13 protein-coding genes are annotated in these 16,751 nt (G+C 45.2%); 7 read left to right on the top strand and 6 right to left on the bottom strand.

Features of this window, described 5'->3' with window-relative positions:
• Positions 1-33: 33 nt before the first annotated feature.
• Positions 34-1,108, bottom strand: a protein-coding gene (gene prfB / locus DYADSP32_RS18015; protein ID WP_149241447.1) for a peptide chain release factor 2 whose coding sequence is annotated in 2 segments (ribosomal slippage) — positions 34-1,047 and positions 1,049-1,108 — 1,074 coding nt in all. Because the reading frame shifts where the segments join, the coding sequence is not laid out codon by codon here.
• A gap of 370 nt (positions 1,109-1,478) precedes the next feature.
• On the opposite strand from prfB, the gene lpdA reads away from it, so the two are divergent.
• Together lpdA and DYADSP32_RS18005 are read left to right on the top strand one after the other, a co-directional pair.
• The gene (gene lpdA / locus DYADSP32_RS18010) at positions 1,479-2,876 is read left to right on the top strand and encodes a dihydrolipoyl dehydrogenase (protein ID WP_149241448.1); all 1,398 of its coding nucleotides are present in this window, start codon (positions 1,479-1,481) and stop codon (positions 2,874-2,876) included.
• 142 nt (positions 2,877-3,018) lie between these two features.
• A complete protein-coding gene (locus DYADSP32_RS18005) occupies positions 3,019-3,609 on the top strand; it encodes a DUF6036 family nucleotidyltransferase (protein ID WP_414617883.1) in 591 nt (196 codons plus the stop codon).
• A 21-nt stretch (positions 3,610-3,630) separates the two neighbouring features.
• On the opposite strand, the gene DYADSP32_RS18000 is transcribed toward DYADSP32_RS18005, so the two are convergent.
• Complete coding sequence (locus DYADSP32_RS18000) at positions 3,631-4,635, bottom strand: polysaccharide deacetylase family protein (RefSeq protein WP_149241449.1); 1,005 nt, start codon at positions 4,633-4,635, stop codon at positions 3,631-3,633.
• Positions 4,636-4,699: 64 nt separating this feature from the next.
• On the opposite strand from DYADSP32_RS18000, the gene DYADSP32_RS17995 reads away from it, so the two are divergent.
• Together DYADSP32_RS17995 and DYADSP32_RS17990 are read left to right on the top strand one after the other, a co-directional pair.
• On the top strand, positions 4,700-6,241 hold the full coding sequence (locus DYADSP32_RS17995; RefSeq protein WP_149241450.1) for a hypothetical protein: 1,542 nt from the start codon (positions 4,700-4,702) through the stop codon (positions 6,239-6,241).
• A gap of 94 nt (positions 6,242-6,335) precedes the next feature.
• A complete protein-coding gene (locus tag DYADSP32_RS17990; protein WP_149241451.1) occupies positions 6,336-7,316 on the top strand; it encodes a hypothetical protein in 981 nt (326 codons plus the stop codon).
• A gap of 43 nt (positions 7,317-7,359) precedes the next feature.
• Here the strand turns inward: DYADSP32_RS17990 and DYADSP32_RS17985 are convergent, their stop codons facing one another.
• Entirely contained in the window at positions 7,360-8,745 is a 1,386-nt protein-coding gene (locus tag DYADSP32_RS17985; RefSeq protein WP_149241452.1) for an OmpA family protein, read from the bottom strand.
• A 278-nt stretch (positions 8,746-9,023) separates the two neighbouring features.
• On the opposite strand from DYADSP32_RS17985, the gene DYADSP32_RS17980 reads away from it, so the two are divergent.
• Both DYADSP32_RS17980 and DYADSP32_RS17975 read left to right on the top strand, forming a co-directional pair.
• A complete protein-coding gene (locus tag DYADSP32_RS17980; RefSeq protein WP_414617882.1) occupies positions 9,024-11,033 on the top strand; it encodes a histidine kinase in 2,010 nt (669 codons plus the stop codon).
• Positions 11,011-11,766 (top strand): LytR/AlgR family response regulator transcription factor, encoded by a 756-nt coding sequence (locus DYADSP32_RS17975; protein ID WP_149241454.1) that lies wholly within the window; start codon positions 11,011-11,013, stop codon positions 11,764-11,766. Before DYADSP32_RS17980 ends, DYADSP32_RS17975 begins: the two co-directional genes overlap by 23 nt.
• A gap of 82 nt (positions 11,767-11,848) precedes the next feature.
• Here the strand turns inward: DYADSP32_RS17975 and DYADSP32_RS17970 are convergent, their stop codons facing one another.
• The 3 genes from DYADSP32_RS17970 to DYADSP32_RS17960 form a co-directional block, all read right to left on the bottom strand.
• Complete coding sequence (locus tag DYADSP32_RS17970; RefSeq protein ID WP_149241455.1) at positions 11,849-12,826, bottom strand: bifunctional ADP-heptose synthase; 978 nt, start codon at positions 12,824-12,826, stop codon at positions 11,849-11,851.
• Positions 12,827-12,888: 62 nt separating this feature from the next.
• Entirely contained in the window at positions 12,889-13,317 is a 429-nt protein-coding gene (locus DYADSP32_RS17965) for a GNAT family N-acetyltransferase (RefSeq protein WP_149241456.1), read from the bottom strand.
• Positions 13,314-14,489, bottom strand: coding sequence for a bifunctional 3,4-dihydroxy-2-butanone-4-phosphate synthase/GTP cyclohydrolase II (locus tag DYADSP32_RS17960; protein WP_414618171.1), 1,176 nt, complete (start codon positions 14,487-14,489; stop codon positions 13,314-13,316). The genes DYADSP32_RS17965 and DYADSP32_RS17960 overlap by 4 nt, the downstream gene beginning before the upstream one ends.
• Positions 14,490-14,740: 251 nt before the next feature.
• Between DYADSP32_RS17960 and DYADSP32_RS17955 the strand changes: the two genes are divergently transcribed.
• Positions 14,741-16,690, top strand: a complete 1,950-nt coding sequence (locus DYADSP32_RS17955) for a gliding motility-associated C-terminal domain-containing protein (protein WP_149241458.1) — start codon at positions 14,741-14,743, stop codon at positions 16,688-16,690.
• The last annotated feature ends 61 nt before the right edge of the window (positions 16,691-16,751 follow it).

The following is a 16,751-nucleotide window of genomic DNA, read 5'->3' as shown; positions in this document are numbered from 1 at the left end:
ACGAAGAACATGCCAAGAGGTTTTTACTTCTCGCTACGATTCCATCAAATAAGCCTTGATAAAATCATTGATCTCACCATTCAGCACGGCTTCTGTATTGGAAGTCTGGTGATCGGTACGGTGATCTTTCACACGACGATCGTCCAGAACATAACTGCGGATCTGGGATCCCCATTCGATTTTACGTTTGGAAGCTTCCACTTCTGCTCTTGCCGAATTCCGTTTTTCCAACTCAATCTGGTATAAACGTGATTTCAAAAGGCGAATTGCCACCTCCTTGTTCATCAGCTGCGAGCGTTCCTGCTGACAGGCGATGATAATTCCCGAAGGTTTGTGATGCAAACGCACTGCAGTTTCCACTTTGTTTACATTCTGTCCACCTGCACCACCGGAGCGATAGGTATCCCAGGTAATGTCGGCCAGGTTGACGTCAATTTCTATGTTGTCGTCAGCCAGTGGATATACATAAACCGAGGTGAACGATGTATGCCGTCTTGCGTTGGAATCAAATGGTGAAATCCGAACCAGGCGATGTACGCCGTTTTCCGATTTCAAATTCCCGTAAGCATATTCGCCATCTATTTCCAATGTTACCGATTTTACACCGGCCACATCTCCATCCTGCAAGTCGACCTCACGAACTTTGTATCCGTTTTTTTCGGCCCACATGATGTACATGCGCATCAGCATGGATGCCCAGTCCTGCGATTCGGTACCACCGGCGCCGGAATTGATCTCGATGACGGCAGGAAGTTCGTCACCTTCCTCGCCCATCATTTTCCGGAATTCTATTTCATCCAACTTGTCGGAAAGCTTTTTGCCTTCTTCGTCCACTTCTTCTTCTGTGGCTTCACTAGCTTCATAAAATTCCCAGATGGTGTCCAGGTCGTCGCGTAAGCGGGCAAGCTCTTCATATCCGTTTGTCCAGAATTTCAGTCCGCGGATTTCCCGCATCGTTTTTTCTGCACGGGTGGAATCACCCCAGAATTCGGGTTGAACGGTCTGCTGTTCAAGGTCTTCTAGCTGTTTTTTACGGTTACCGTAGTCAAAGATACCTCCCCAAAGCCTCTACACGGGCCTTCAAGTCTTTCAATTGCTCTGCTGTCATTTGAAGTTTTGAATTTTTAGTTAAAAAATCTCAATAAAATATCCGGCTGAGTTTCTCAAAATACGCTGGTATTACTCATACTAATTTTTTCTTCACAAGTATAAGCAGTTCTGAATTCCATGTATTTGTCACACTGAGCGGAGTCGAAGTGAATCGGCGGCCTTCGACCGCAGCGTCGGCCGCTCCGCTCAGGCTGACAGACATTTGCATTGTCCTAACAGCTTTCAATACGACAAAGGTACAACAAATGATGATTACCTTCAGGTTCATGTAAATACCTTCTCTTGTCGGTGTAGGCATTCCCGCAAATCGTCTTAACTTTGGGGAAATTTTTTGTCAACCCATTTCTTACAAATAAAAATACCAGAAAATGGCTCAAACATATGACGTGATCGTTGTTGGAAGCGGTCCCGGTGGTTATCCCGCAGCAATCCGTGCCTCACAATTAGGTCTTAAAGTAGCAATTGTTGAAAAGGAGAGTTTAGGTGGAATTTGCCTTAACTGGGGTTGCATCCCGACCAAAGCACTTCTGAAAAGTGCCCAGGTTTTTGAATACATCAAGCATGCCAAAGATTATGGTATCAATGCAGGAGATTACTCAGCAGATTTTGGTGCGGTGATCAAACGTAGCCGAGGTGTGGCTGATACAATGAGCAAGGGCGTTTCATTTCTGATGAAAAAGAATAAGATCGACGTCATCATGGGTACTGCTGTAATGAAAGGTAACAAAACAATCGAGGTTACCGATAAAGATGGTAAAAAAGCGGACTACACTGCGGGTAAAGGTGTAATCATCGCTACTGGTGCACGTGCGCGCGAGTTGCCCAACATTAAAATAGACGGAACCAAAGTCATTGAATATCGCAAAGCGATGAGCCTTGAAAAACAGCCAGCGTCTATGCTGGTAGTTGGTTCGGGTGCAATCGGTATGGAGTTTGCGTATGTATACGCGTCCATGGGAACGAAAGTTACCGTTGTCGAATTCCTGCCCAATTTGGTTCCGGTTGAAGACGAAGATATTTCCAAAGAAATAGCGAAACAATATAAGAAGCTTGGTATCGAAACACTTGTAAATTCCTCCGTACAGACTGTGGATACAAGCGGAAATGGATGTAAAGTTTTGGTAAAAACGCCGGACGGAGAGAAAACCTTCGAAGTAGATGTAGTGTTATCGGCTGCGGGCATCGTTGCCAACATCGAAAACATCGGTTTGGAAGAAACGGGCATTAAAACCGATAAAGGTAAAATCTCCGTAAACGAGTGGTACGAAACAAGCGTTCCCGGATTTTACGCAATTGGTGACTGTACACCTGGGCAGGCTTTGGCACACGTGGCCACAGCGGAAGCCATTATATGTGCTGAAAAAATCGCAGGTCATAAAACAGAAGCTTTGGACTACGGCAACATTCCCGGATGTACCTATTGCCAGCCAGAAATCGCCTCTGTTGGTTTCACAGAAAAGAAAGCGCGTGAAGCGGGTTACGATATCAAAGTAGGCAAATTCCCATTCAAAGCGTCTGGTAAAGCGGTTGGTGCCGGAGTTACCGACGGTTTCGTAAAAGTGATTTTTGATTCGAAATACGGTGAGTTCCTTGGTGCACACATGATCGGAGCAAACGTGACTGAAATGATTGCAGAGGTGGTTGTTGCCCGTAAACTCGAAACAACGGCTCATGAAATTATGCGTTCCGTTCATCCACACCCTACTATGTCAGAGGCATTGAAAGGTGCTGTGGAGGCAGCTTATGGTGAGGCGATAGATTTGTAGGAAGCTACTGGATTTTAGCTTTCAGCGATTAGCCTTTAGAAATAGTAAGCCCTGATAACTTTGGTTGTCAGGGCTTTTATCGTTTATACATTATTATGAATATATTACGTATAATTCGGAATAAGCTGAATAAAATATGTCTATGCAACAATTCAAATCTCAGCATTATGAAAATATTGCTTCGTTAGGCAGGCTCAATCGACTTGCAGAGAAACTGTATCGTGCCAATCCGCTAAACAAAAGAAAGATTACGATGGATATAAGCAGTGATGATGTCCAAAATCTTCTTGAAGGCCTGAATCGTTTTCAGGTCAGATATTTGTTGGTTGGTGGCATGGCAGGAGTGGTACATGGGCATATCCGTACCACACAGGATATGGATTTGTGGATAAAAAATGATGAAGTAAATACCAAAGCACTCATTAATGCTCTCTTAGCAAGTGAGGTAGTGGGTGCCAATTTGTTGCAGGGAAGGCCATTGATTTTCGGTTGGACGTCTGTTCGTTTCGGTTTGTCGGGTTTTGAGCTGGATTTAGGTCATTCACTCAAAGCATTTTCGGAAGCGGATTTCGACGCTTGTTACAAGAGGGCATTACAGGCCGATTTTGACGGGATCGCCTTTCAGGTCATACATTTACGGGATTTGATTAAAGAAAAAATGGCCACTGCCCGTCCCAAGGATTTGGCTGATTTGGAAGAGTTACAGCGGATTTGGGAGGAGCAGCAGCCGTAAAATGCACATACAAGCGAATCCCTATTTCACCTTACTCCGTCTCTCCATTGCTTCCCGCCAGGTTGTAAGAATAATCCCTTCCTTTTCAATATATTTTCTCAGTTCCGGATCCACCATGGCCAGATAATCCCCCTCACGCGTGGGATACGAGTCGGTGATGATGGGGAAAATTTCTGAATGGGTGGTGCAATGCATAATCACCATCGTCAGCCCCGGTTTGATGTTTTTGATGGCGTTGATGTATTTTTCTGTTTTGTACTTCTGAAGTGCTTTCTCTGATTTATCCCAATTTTCGGGTCCTTTCCAGCCATAACTGCTGTTTTCCAGATCGTCCAGCACGGGTAGGCCGGCATCCCAGAGTTGCTTGCCCACAACGCGTGTCATGGCCAGCTGGTCGGCTATTCCTTTTTCCTGCTGCTGTACCACGGTGTTATGACCTCCCGGAAACATGACCGGGATTTTTTCCTGCATACCGACTTTCAAGTAACGTTGCAAAAATTCGGGCGTGGCAAACAAGGTTCCCATGTGTGAGTCCAGGTGGGTGGGTTCAAATCCCATGGTGCGGGCTCGTTCCAGTTGCGCGCGAATTTCTGTCTCTACTTCATCCGGAGTTGCATTTTTGACCACATCGCTTACACTCCGCCACATGGCACCCTGCGGATCCACAAGGCCTTTTACTTTTGGTTTTCCGGCCAATGGCCCCCAGCGGTAATCTTTCCATTCCGAAGTCAGGGTCAGGTGCAGTCCGGCATCAAGATCCTTGTTATTTTCAATCCAGTGATTCACAAAGCCCGGCACCCAGCCACAGGGCATCATTACACTCAGGGAGTTGGCAACACCTTCGCGGATAGACTTTATAGCTCCCTGATTGGACTCGTAGGACATGCCCACGTCGTCGACGTGAATGATCAGGACTTTTTTCCCTTTGGGATAGCCCAGTTTTTCAGCGAAAGTGGTTTCTTGTGCCTGGCCACTTGTTACCAAAGCGCCTATTGATAGTATTAACAGTAATAAGGACTTTTTCATAGAAATTGAATTGATTATGTTTGCTGGCCGGAAGCGTTACGATAATTACCTAGCAATACCCTTCATGAAGTATTTTGTACTAGCTTTTATACTCCTTTTATTAGACTTTCAGTCTTTCGCTCAAATTGTAACTCCGAAAGAGATCGTGAAAAAGGCATTGATCGCACATACAGGCGGAAAAGAACTAAACCAGTATAGATTAAAAATCGAATTCGATACTTCGTACAGCATACCCGAGGAGTTTCTTACAGACATATCCTCCAAGTTAGATTCTATTAGAAGAACATTGCCGGACTCTTTTTTGAAACAGATCGAATTTGCTTTCGCTACCCAATCGGCAGAACTATACAAAAGCTCTGCGGAGGAATATGCCAACTTTTCTGACGAAGTCGTCACCGATGTATCTCTCAGGAAAGCGGCTTGGATTCGAATGCAGTTTAATAGTCTGACTGGCAAAACAGACTCTTCAAAATACATTGACGATATTAACACCAGTTATTCCGCGGCTCAAAAAAATCCTCTGGGCATTCTAAACTACCTGGCCTCGGATTCGGTGCTTCTGAGATATGCTGGCCTGTCATCTGTAAATGGGGAATCGTGTCACATGATCCAGGTAAAAAAACAAGACGAATGGATAGACGTATTTATCACTGAAAAGAGCCATATCCTTCGGCGATGGAGCGAACCGATACGGGATTCTGATCCATCGAAACAAAAGAGGCTTCTTCAAGAAAAGCAAATAACCACTTACAAAGATTTCAAAGAAATAAAGGGATTCCTTTTGCCAGTATCGGTTGAAGAACTGTGGACAAGTATGGGTTCTGCCGTAAGGAAGAAACTCACCTGGGAAGGTTTAAATGAGGCTGTAAATTCGTCTTTATTTATGCCTGCACCCGTTAAAGAAGAGTCAATTATATTTCGGATTCATGAAATTAGCCAGAAGCTGCACGTCATGGAGCAACAAAGTAGGTTTGGGAACAATAGGTTGCTGATTCGCGCCGGAAAGCATGTTTTAGACCTATTTATGGTTGATTTTAACAATGAGAAGGTTAACGCTCAAATGATTCAGGAGCTGTACAGGAAATTTCCCAGTCATCGAATCGGCAACATTTATTGTGTGCATGACTTTTTCGATTTTTCTTCTTATAAAGTGTTTTTTTCTCAAAATACAAAGTTGATTTATCCAAAACGATCCGGAATGGATGACAGAAGTGCATGGTGGAATTTCTCCAAAGATACCACCGGGAGGCAGCTTCATCGGGCAGGACGCATTACTACTTTCGATAAGGACTTTAAAACCAATACTTTGCTGGCCATTATTCTCAATCCTGCTTTGGAAAATGTAAGCACTTCATACATTGCTTGTTACTTTCTGCCAATAGAAAAGGTTGTCTATTTTTACGAGAATCCTTATAATGCTCAGGCTGATAGCAAAAATGCCAGGCCCAGAGAGAAGCTTCTGTATGATTTGATCAAACAAAGAAAGCTGTCTGTGGAAAAGATTGTCTATTCTGGCGCCTACATGGATAACGCTCCACTGTTTATGTCATTCAACGACTTTGAAAAGCGGATATTGAATACCGATTTCACAATTTATAAAAATTAAGAATAAACGGACTTTCTTATATTCAGCAGTCCGGTATACAATAGCCCCGATATTTCCGCGTTATTTGCCCTAAATACCACCCCAAGATATCCGCATGAAGTGTTTTCGTTCTTTATCAGCCTTTTTTGTATTGGTATCTGTCTCGTCCGCAGACGCTCAGCATTTTGGCCTGAGCAGGCTTTTTTATCCGAACGTAACTTTAAAAGCAGACTACACCGTTCCCACTAGCATGAATGGCACGCAGGATTACGGATTGACCCGGACGGGATTTTTTGGCATTATTCCCGTGCACAGTGAGGTACAGCTTGGGTACAGTCTTCGGAAGAAGCTCGATCTGCGCGCTGTACATACCGTTATGCTGGCCAATTTCAACCAGATACAACCTACAGTGGATGACAAGAATTCTCCTGACAATGGTTACAAAACTTTATCGCTCGGTGTGATTCGCATGCAGGCAAGTATCAAAGACCGGCTGTGGGTGTACGGCGGTGGACTGGGTATTACCGAATCTAATCAGACATTTTTTGCTCCACAACCGTTTTTTTGGGGTGGTGCAGCGCGTATGCACATCCTGGGGCTTCGCACACAATTCATGTACGGCACTGTGTTGTCCTACAATCAAAAGTTACGTTTCATTCCCGTTTTGGGTGTCAACAAAGGTCTTGGCCGCCACTGGCGGGCATCAGCCCTGTTACCTTTTATGGCCAATGTGAATTACAAAGCAACGCCCTGGTTCAATGTTGATATGCTGGCCGGACTCAACGGTTATAGTGGAGGCTTTCAGATACAAACCCCTGAGGAGAAAATGATGCGTCGTGAAAATTATAGAAATATCAAAGTGGGCGCGTCCGCCAACGTGCACCTGTTTTCCGTAATTAATATTTCACTCGAAGCGGGTGTTTCAACTTTTCGCCAGATCCGCACCTTCAACAGTGCAAGGGAGAACCTCACCTCGACCACGCCGGCCACCGCGCCTTACATCGGAGCGAGCGTAAGATACATTACAAGCAGGTCCGGAATTTCGTCAAAATTTACTCGTAAACTGGGATTGGGACAGGCAGGCATAAACTGGTAGGCTTCCTCTTTTAGTGCGGTCATTTTTCGTGACGATTCCCCGTTTAAAGTTTTATAAATTCCACTCTGCGGTTATTGGCTTTCCCCTCAGGTGTTGTATTCGGAGCCACGGCCTGGGTCTCTCCTTTACCATCGGTTTCCATGCGGTTGGGATCAATGCCAAATTCTGTTTGAAGCGCAGATTTCACCGATGCCGCGCGACGTTTCGACAAATCAAGATTAGCAGCGTCCTCCCCGTCAGAGTCTGTGTGACCAATGATGCGTACTTTAACCGTTGCGTTTTCTTTCAGGACCGAGCCCACTTCCTTTAAAACACCATACGATTCGGGTTTGATTTTGTCGGAATTGACATTAAACAAAATACCGGTGGTGCTAAACTTGCCCTCGGTAATGAGTTTACTGCGCGTGTCTGGCGCGCCTACTGCATAGCGTATGTTTGATACCATGAATTCATCCTTATTGTCGGCTGTCGCAAAATTCATGTACCGCCCCCCCAGTTTAAATACGTTATACTTACTTTCTGTATCGAAAGCCTGCGGAAGGTCCAGTACCTTATTTTGATTTACATAAATTCGTAAGCGTGTTTTTTGCCGCCAAATCGAAAATCGCACCTTGGCAGGATTTTCGTCCCACATGAGCTCTTTTATACTCAGATCGTCATTTTTGATTATTTTTTCACCTTTCTCATAAGCTGAAAAATTAGCTTCACCGGTACCGCCACTCCATCCAAAATAGATACCGCTTTTGGCAATATCACTGTCCGATAAGTCGCGCTTGGGGTTGTCACTCGCATGAATTAGAAAGCGATAAGTCAAAATATTTCCGTTCACGTAACGGTTATAGATGTCAAATTCAAGCGTAAAGTTTTCAGGTAAATCCTTGATGTAAGTAGGCTGAAAAAACCCATCCTTGGTCATAAACAGCCACTTAGTGGGGCTATCGTCGAGGGTAACCACTTCTGCCGAGGAATTGGTGTTCCAGCCTAAAGGGAAATCCCCGACGTTGGTGGTTGAGAAATCATCAAATGCTATTACTTTTTCACCTGGAACGAAGTCAAACTTTGAGTAAACTTTTAGCGATTTCGGCTGCTCGGATTTGCTTTCCTGAGCATTGGACTTGGGGCTATTTTTCGAGGTGCTTCCCGTATCAGAAACTTCGGTAGGATTGCTTTGTGGCTCTTCTTTCTCTTGTTTTTTATTCTTATCCTTTTTCTTAAAGAGGCTACCGATGCCCTCCTCCACTTTATCCAGGCCTTTGTCTATACCCTGGTCAATACGTCCATTTACACGACCTTCAACGCTACGTTCGGCCGTTGTTTTGGGATCCCTCACACGGATTTGGGCAAAAACCGAAGCTTCAAAAAAAAGTAAAGAAGCGACCAGGAGGCAAACAGGCTTTGACGGGAACGGATGGAATACGTTGGCGATCATTTTTATTTTAACCGTGGTAAGTGAAAATGACTTGTTTTACGGATCAAATCTGTCACTTTTGGTCAAAATTTACCCTTGCTATTTCACCTGCAAAGCATTTGAATACACGAAGGCGGGGTTTGAGTTAATGAGCAAGTTTTGAGGTCAACTCAAAATACTGTAAAGCCAAAAGGCATTCTGGTGGACTCAAATAACCAACCTGTCGGATAAAGTACCGGGATTTTCCGGAAATTTATTTTATTTGAACAAAACATTAATTCCTTCAAATGCCCGGGCGCTTGTTATTTTTTTTATGCCTGTTGATGGCGCTTCAAGCCGAAGCTGTGCCCGATACTTTGCGTCTGAGTGAATTTAGGGAGCATTCGATGCTTTTTCATAAAGCATTGACTACCAATACCTCCCTTCGTGAAAAGCAGAAAGTGCCTAAAGACCCTTCTGCGGAACAGCTGACCAACTGGCAACCCCTAAACCCACAAACGGTTACCCATGCTGATAGCATCACCTGGCTGCATTTTTGGATTGATAATGATACCGATACGGCTCAAACCATTTATGCCAATGTGCATGCGGCCAACCAGATTGTTGTTTTTTATGTCAAACAAAATGCGCAGCGGCGTGTGTTCAAAAGTGGTTATATGACCCCCTCGTCGCAATGGGCAATGAAGGAGGATGACCGCTACATACCTTTGTTGATTGATAGGCGATCCGCCATCGAAGTGTTGGCGCAGATTTCCAATCACGCTGGGATTTTTCCTTTTTGGACCGGGTCGCAGTCCACAAAGCCTTCCCTGCGTCTGCAGGTTGAAAAGGAAGCATTTTATGTAAAAAAGACCCTGGGGGAATATCGCCGGAATATGCCCGAATTCCAGTATCGAAGCTGGATACAGGGGGCTTTGGCACTCACTGTGCTGTTTGTGGGCTTGTTGTATCTCCAGTACCGGCAGCGTATTTATGCATATTATTGGGGATACATTGTTTGCGGATTTTTGTTTTCCTTGCTTAAAACCAGGGCCTACACCCCACTTGGCCAAAGCCTGGGCGAATGGCCATTATTCAAAATCCACTTGATGGAATCCCTGCTATGGTGGGGAATCGGGGCATATCTGTTGTTTATGACAGAATTGCTCAACCTTTCCAAATCCCACCCACGTATGAACCGGTGGTTTCACAAGCTGGCGCTATTGCTGGCTGGATATGGCTTTTTGTATATGGTGTTGATGTTGCTGACCAACGACGGCGGTTTCAGTCAGTTTTCGTTTTGGGGAGGGCGATTCATTGCTTTGCCTATTTATATCATCACGCTTGTATGGATGAGCCGGAATGTCCAATCACCGATGGTGCGCTACGTCATTTGGGCCAACTGCATGTTGGGATTGTTTGGAATACTGGCATGGCTAAGAGCCGGAGAGGTTATTCTGAAAGGCGTAAAGCTACCCGCCAATGTGGATGACCTGATGACGCTCTCTTTCGCCGTGGTGGCCGAAATCATTGTACTTTCGTTGGCACTCGCACACAGGTATCGTTTGCTGGAAAAGGAGAAAACCGAGAGTCAGCTGGCGTATTATGAAGAGCTTCAAAATAAGTCTTTTTATGAAAAACGGATGGCCGAAACCGAAATGCTGGCTTTGAGAAGCCAGATGAATCCACATTTTTTGTTCAACAGCCTTAATTCGTTGGAGTATTTGATCTTAACCAATGACGAGCAAAAAGCGACCGGGTACCTGGCCAAATTCTCAAAACTACTGCGTATGATTCTCAATCACTCTCGCGAAGAGTCTGTTTTGCTCGAAGAAGAGTTAACGGCGTTGCGGTACTATCTTGATATTGAAGCAACACGCCTGGGCGAAGGATTTACTTATTCTATTGATATCGGAGAAGGTGTTGACGTGCACCATCTTATCATTCCGCCGCTTTTGTTGCAGCCGTTTGTTGAAAATGCCATTTGGCACGGTCTGATGCCTTCGGATAAAAGCGCTAAAACGTTACAAATACGGGTTCGGTTAGCAGGCGAACAGCGGGTAATGTTTGAAATTGAAGACAACGGTATTGGTAGAAAAAAATCCGCCGAGATGCGAAGCCGTTCATCGGTGAAAAGAAAATCCTATGGCATGGACATTACGCAGCAGCGTATTGCGCTCTTTAACCGAAATTATCCCAACCAGCTTTACATTGAAATTATTGATTTACAGAATAAAAATGATTCCGGGACAATGATTCGAATCGTTTATGACCTATTGGAAGCCAATCCGCTAACAAAAAATAATAATGATAAGAGTGATATTAATTGACGATGAAAAACCTGCCACAGAGGTTTTGGAAATGAAGCTCAAACGCCTCAATATGGGTGTGCAGATTTTAGCCAAGTTCAACCAGCCGGAAGCGGCAGTGGAGTTTATGCGCGTTTCCTCGTTTGATATTTTATTTTTAGATATTGAAATGCCTCGCCTCAATGGTTTCGATTTGCTGCAACAATTCGAGGAATTTCATTTCGATGTCATTTTTACCACCGCTTACGATCAATACGCCTTGCGGGCGTTTCGGGTGAGTGCCTTGAATTATCTGCTGAAACCGATTGATGAAACCGAGCTGAAAGACGCACTTGTCAGTTGGCAACAAAAGAAAATCAAGCAATTACAGCTCCCGCAGATCCAGACTTTACAGGAACATCTGTCACCAAAAACACCGCCACAACGCATGGCCCTCCCGACCAATGAAGGACACGAAATCATTGAAATCAATCAGATTATACGCTGCATGGCCGACACCAGTTATACCCACTTTCACCTGACCGACGGCAGAAAACTGGTTATTTGCCGTACGCTCAAGGAGATTGAGCAGGCATTGGAGCCAAACGGTTTTGTAAGGGTGCATCATTCGCACCTGATCAATCCGCATTTTTTACGGAAAATTGTGAAACAGGAAGGGGGCTACCTGCTGATGTCCGACGGCGGACAGATACCCGTTTCCAAGCAAAAGCGAGACTGGTTAATTGAGCAGTTCAATGTACCGGGGAGAGTATAACAGTAAAATGAATTTCTTGTCTTAGCATCGCTTGCAAGGGACAGATATGGGTATAGTTTCCATGAAGATGGTGCTGGATAACCTATGCCAGTTTTAATGCCTCCGTTCTCAGGATTTCCTTGTTGATCGGCACTACACCCACACATTCACAAACCAGTCCCCCTCCCAGGTTTGAAATACCTGCGATTGTTTGCGGAGAAAGCCCCAACGCCACACAACAGGCAGCAATGCTAATCACTGTATCTCCTGCGCCTGAAACGTCCGCAATTTGCCGGATATGTGCCGGAAGCTGGTGCACTTCACCATCAAAATCAATGAACACCCCCCTTTCGGATAAGGTAATCAATGCACCCTTAATGTTTAGGGTCGTTTTCAAAGTTTGGACCGTTGCCTGCAACTCCTCTTGGTTATCGACATTGAAATCAATTTTCAGCCCTTCCCGAAGTTCCTTAAGGTTGGGCTTGAACAGGGTGGTATTGTGGTAGGCCAAAAAGTTTCGTTTCTTGGGATCCACCACAGTGGGTACCTGATGTGCGTTGGCGAATGCTGTTATTTCTGCAATATTATCACTGGTCAATACGCCTTTGTCGTAATCCTCGAAGATGACCACCTGGCACGACGGAATAAGTTCCTTGGCTGTGGCGACCAATCGGGCGCTTTCAAGTTGGGAAATGGGCTTATCTGTCTCCGTGTCAATACGAACAACCTGCTGAGAGCCCGCTATGATACGTTCCTTAATGGTGGTAATCCGCTCATCGCTGCGAATAAGGCCTTCACAATTCAACCCCTTTTCCCTCAGACTTTTCTCCAGCAGGTCGCCAGGTCCGTCGTTACCTATCACCGTGCAAATAATCGCTTGGGCGCCAAGTGATTGTACATTGAGCAATACATTGCCTGCACCGCCCAGCCGATACTCTCTCTGGTGAACGTTCACCACCGGAACCGGTGCCTCTGGAGAAATGCGCTCCACTTTTCCCCACACATAGGAGTCGAGCATCACGTCACCGATCACCAGTATTCTCAGGGAATTAAAGGCGTCAAAAATTTGATTGATATCCATTTAGTAAATTGATCAGCTCGAAAGAAGACTCTTCTCACAGAACGGTCTTCGCCATTTATGAATTAAACTTTAACTGAAAAATGCAGACTGGCTACCTGGAAGCGCTTGTTCAGATATAACCGATGCGCGTCGGTCCGGGCCTCGCTTACCCCAGAGTCAAGGTGAATTTCGTCAAACTGCTCCCGTTTGGCGTAATCAAAAATCCAGTCAAGAAGTAGTCCCGCATACCCCTTGCCGCGTGCCTCGGGAAGGGTCGACAAATCATCGATGTAGATGTATTTGCCTCTGAACAAGTTGTAGCCTGTCTCAAAGACGGCAACGGCAACGGCTTCGTCATTCTCCTCAATAAATGCCATCTGACGATTATCTGCCAACGTTTTATGTATTGCTTCCGGGTACAAGGCATCCGTTAGCAGTGGACGTAATGCTTGTATGGCTCTGCGGCACTTATCTATGTCATGGTCGGTATCAACCAGCTGAATCACACTCATCCTTTGTTGGCAGGAAAACCAAGGTGACCTAAATTGTGGCCCATCTTGTCTCTTTTAGTGATCAGATAATTTTCATTATGTGGATTGGGGGCTATTTCAATGGCCACGGAATCAACGATTTCCAGCCCATAACCAATCAAGCCTGCGCGTTTTTTCGGATTATTGGTAATGAGTTTGATTTTTGAAACTTCCAGATCCCGTAATATTTGGGCACCAACGCCATAATCACGGTCGTCCATGGTGAAACCAAGTTCAAGGTTCGCCTCTACGGTATCGCGGCCCATTTCCTGTAGTTTGTAGGCCTTAAGCTTGTTCAGCAAGCCAATACCGCGCCCTTCCTGATTCATGTATACAATTACCCCTTTTCCCGCTTTGTCCACCATGTCCATGGCCGCGTGAAGTTGCGGTCCGCAGTCACACCGGCATGATCCAAATATATCTCCCGTTACACACGACGAGTGGACGCGAACCAGCACTGGCTCATCTTTCTCCCAGGTTCCTTTTACCAGAGCCAAGTGTAAATCGCCTGTATTGATCTGGCGGTAGGCAATGAGGTCAAAGTGCCCCCAGTTGGTCGGCATATCCACGCCTATTTCCCTTTTGATCAGCGATTCTTCTCTTAATCGATAGGCAATCAGGTCTTTGATACTTACCAATTTGAGGTTCAGCCTGTTGGCAATCTCCCTCAGCTGGGGAAGCCGTGCCATGGAACCATCTTCATTCAGGATTTCCACCAGGACCCCAGCGGGTGCCAGTCCGGCCAGGCGAGGGAAGTCTATTGCTGCTTCGGTATGACCCGTTCGGCGCAGAACACCTCCTTTTTTCGCTTTTAACGGGAAAATATGACCTGGTCGGCCAAGGTCGGCTGGTAATGTGTCGGGATTGACCAGGGCCTGTATTGTTTTTGCCCGGTCACTTGCTGAAATTCCGGTAGTGCAACCATGACCAAGCAGGTCAACAGATACGGTAAAGGCGGTTTCGTGCAGGGCTGTATTTTTCCCCACCATCATTTCAAGTTCCAGCTCTGCACAACGTTCTTCCGTGATGGGCACACAGATCAGTCCCCTGCCTTCACGTGCCATAAAATTGACAATTTCTGGTGTAACCAGTTCAGCTGCACAAATAAAGTCACCCTCGTTTTCGCGATCTTCATCGTCCACTACAATGATCATTTCGCCCCGGCGAATGGCCTCAATTGCTTCTTCTATTGAATCTAACACGATTAATTATGATTATTATTTCGGTAATTGGGTTGATGAAAAATAGTTTCGGGTAAAAGCGCGTTTTAAAAAGGCAAAGGTACGGCCTTAATATTGAAAAGTTCTATTTTTGAGCCCCGGTTCAAATTAACAAAGGTTTTTTCTTATACGTTTCAAGTGTAGGGAAAATAGGGCACTCTGTTAATTATCTTGATAACACACTTATGAAGCTAAAACTACTGTTTATAGCGTTGATTATCCAGGGGTTGTTTCTTACAATTTCGGTTCAGGCGCAGTTTTGTGCCAAAGGAGGCGGAGGCTTTAACATAACCCCGGTCATCGGATGTGTGGGAGAAACAGTTCAAGTTGTAAGTGAAATACCAAATGCGAAGAACATTTCCTATGCCTTCAACTTTAACCGGACTCAACTGAACGAGCCTGATAAAAAGGATGTTACCGAGACTCCCTCCTACGTGTATACAAAGCCCGGAGTATATACAATACTTCAGTATGGTAGCTTAGATGGTACGGGTGTCACGGCGTGCAAAGATTTTACCGTCCGGGAAACGCGGCAGCCTGAAGCGACACTAACAGCCTGTGAAAATGGCATTGTACGATTAACCATTGTCAACGACACCATTGCCAAAGCATTTGATCAGATCGTAATCGACTGGGGTGATGGTAGTGCAAAAGAAACCTGGACATTGCCAATTGGTAAAAATCTTATCGTTAATCATCCATACCCACCAGGAACCACACCTCCCATTGTTCTCGCTGGAAAGTATCTAGATGGTTCTTGCCAGAAGGTAATGAGTCCGAGGGTCATTTCTGGTGCTGTGACGCCTCCTTCACTGGCAAAAATAAAAATTAGTGGTGTGGAGATGGCCGCCGATGGGAACGCTAGAATCGTTTATCAGGGAATGGATGACATTAACACCCAGGTCCTGGTCGATAAAGGGGATGGGATTTTTGTGGAGACTCAAAAAGGTACTTCGACCGCTGGTGCGCAGTCAGTTGTGATAACAAATCTGAATCCGGAAACGGTATATAAATTTAAATTGTCATCTCTAAATATATGCAATAATATTGTTGAGAGTAGCGAGGTAAGTAGTTTGGTGGTGAAATCTGCTGCAACTTCTGCTGATGAAACCAACTCCCTCATCTGGACTGCTTACAGTAACGCTGCCGAACTCATCAAGTACCAGCTTCTAAGGGATGGAGTGGTCATTCATGAGACAAAAGAGCTGTCCTACATTGATACTGGGGTAAAATGTGGCAACAAGTACAAATACGAAGTGGTAGCAATCATTGAAGGTAATGTGCGCTCCTATTCAGCGCCGATTGAAGCAGAGCCCAAAAGTAGTGCGCCTGAAACGATTGAGGGCGCCAATGTTACCGTTTCCGGTGAAAATCAAATCGAGACCACTGTTGCTATTGGTGGTGCCGGGCTCACGGGGACATACGATCTGGTGGTTGAACGGTCAGTTGCCAATACCACATCCTGGGAAAAGGTTTCCGGGGCTAATAATCAAAGTCTGACTTTTCAGGATCTGAATGTGAATACCACGGAAAATTCTTACTGCTACCGTTTCAGCTACACCAATGCCTGTAAATTGAGTTCTCCTGAATTCAGTCAGCCGGTATGTTCCATTTTGTTAAGTAGTAATGCGGCAGATCTTACCTGGACCGCCGCAACGCCTGTTCTGGGTGGTGTTGGGTCTTACGGTTTGGTACAAATGGATCAGTTGGCAGCCGTTGAGGATGAAAAGCCTATGGGGTTAACCAATACGTATTCGGTAGCTCTTGAACAAAACCCTGCAACCAAATTCCAGGTTAAAGCGTACTCTCTGACGGGGAACTTCACCAGCTTTTCCAACATACTGAATTTCAGCAGAGATGTTGTGTTGAAAATCCCGGATGCTTTTACTCCAAACAACGACGGGATTAACGAAAAGTTTGAGGTCAAGAGTTATTTCACGAATTCCTTTAGCCTTTCCATTTTTGACCGCTGGGGGGCATTGATTTTTCAGACGAACGATTCCAGGAACGGGTGGGATGGAAAGGATAAAAAAGGAGCACAGCTTCTCCCGGGATATTATATCTATAAAGTGGAGGTTGAGGATACAAAAGGGAAAAAGTTATCCAGGAGCGGAGGATTGTTTTTGATTCGCTGATAGCAAGTTTATTGATTTCAAGATAGATGTTTAATACTGCTGGTGGTGATCCCTCCTATTT

The organism is Dyadobacter sp. 32, from assembly GCF_902506755.1.
Taxonomy (GTDB): Bacteria; Bacteroidota; Bacteroidia; order Cytophagales; family Spirosomataceae; genus Dyadobacter.
The sequence above is the reverse complement of the archived record's forward strand: the minus strand, read 5'-3'. Positions and strand labels throughout refer to the sequence as shown.